The 1,605-nt window shown below is 65.4% G+C and carries 2 protein-coding genes; both read left to right on the top strand.

What is annotated here, in order from left to right; all coding sequences use genetic code 11:
- The coding region (locus tag J4F42_22710; GenBank protein ID MCE2488335.1) for a hypothetical protein at positions 1–489 on the top strand (489 nt) is incomplete at its 5' end.
- 35 nt (positions 490–524) lie between these two features.
- Positions 525–1,605: TrpB-like pyridoxal phosphate-dependent enzyme (locus J4F42_22705; protein MCE2488334.1), on the top strand; the 1,081-nt coding region annotated here is incomplete at its 3' end.

Below are 1,605 nucleotides of genomic sequence, written 5' to 3'. Positions count from 1 at the left end.
CTGCTGCGCCAGGCCGTATCACACTGGGAGCGGCTGGCGCTCCAGACTGACCTGACGTCCTCGGACCAGCTCGACGCCCTGCCCCCGGAGCTGGTCGGCCCCGAGGCCGGGATTCCCTCCAACTGGGCCGCGACCTACTACATGATGCCTCCCGCCGATCAGGTCTTGCTCGCCTTTGCCTGGCTCCACTGGTGGCAGCAGTCATCAACCGAGGAGCCCGGCTTTGCCGGCTGGCTGGTGCAGGGCCCGGGCTTCTCGCTCAACCATGCCGCGCTGCTCAAAGTCCTGACCCAGCACTGCTACGGCGTGCTGGGCATTTTGCACGGCCTGCTGGACAGCCTGGTCGAGCACGCCGGCGACTGGGACGGCGACCCGGTCGAGCGGCCGGAAGTCGTCAGCCTGCTGACCAGCCTTGACGCCGAGTATCGCTATAATATCCACGACCGCGAGCTGTGGCCGGCGGTCTTAGACCTGACCCAGACGGGCTGAATCGCTCTCCGCCCGGTGGACGCGAGGAACACGCCATGAGCGACCAGACACAGTTTCCGCTTGACGACAGCCGCCTGCCCCGAGCCTGGTACAACATCAACCCCGACCTGCCGGCGCCGCTGCTGCCGCCCCTCCATCCGCAGACCAGACAACCCGTCACCCCCGAATTTCTGAGCGACTTCGTCATCCTTGAGCTGATGGCCCAGGACATGAGTCAGGAGCGCTGTATCGAAATTCCCGAGCCGGTGCGTGACATCTACAAGCTGTGGCGGCCGACCCTGTTGTCCCGCGCCCGTCGTTTGGAGCAGGCCCTCCAGACCCCGGCCCATATCTATTACAAATACGAGGGCAGTAGCCCGGTCGGCTCGCATAAACCGAATACCGCAGTCGCCCAGGCCTTCTACGCCAAACAGGAGGGCGTGCGGACCCTGACGACCGAAACCGGGGCCGGCCAGTGGGGCTCGGCCCTGGCAATGGCCTGCACCTTCTTCGGCCTCGGCTGTGAGGTCTATATGGTCCGCATTTCCTACGACCAGAAACCCTACCGCCGACACCTCATCGAGACCTATGGCGCGCAGGTGTACGCCAGCCCGTCCGAGCGGACCGCTGTCGGCCGCAGGCTGCTCAGCGAAAACCCCGCCCATCCGGGGGCACTCGGCATTGCCGTGTCAGAGGGCATCGAAGCCGCCCAGACCTCGGACGGCCACACCAAATACAGCCTCGGCTCGGTGCTGCCCCACGTGTTGCTGCACCAGACGATTATTGGCGAGGAAGCGCTGCAACAGCTGGAAATGGCCGGTGAGTACCCGGACATCGTCATCGCCTGTGCGGGCGGCGGCTCAAATTTCGGCGGCTTTGCCTTCCCGTTTCTGCGCCAGAACCTCAGGCAGGGCAAAAAGACCAGGATCATCGCCGCCGAGCCGGCAGCCTGCCCGACCCTGACAAAAGGCAGCTATACCTGGGACTGGGCCGACACCGGCGGGGTAGCCCCGATCTGCCAGATGTACACCCTGGGCCATTCTTTTGTGCCGGCCACCATCCACGCCGGCGGCCTGCGCTATCACGGCATGTCGCCCCAGATCAGCGCCCTGCTCCACGCCGGTCTCATCGAAGCCG

The organism is Desulfurellaceae bacterium, from assembly GCA_021296095.1.
Taxonomy (GTDB): domain Bacteria; phylum Desulfobacterota; class Binatia; order Bin18; family Bin18; genus JAAXHF01.
This window is presented reverse-complemented; position numbering and strand designations above follow the sequence as displayed.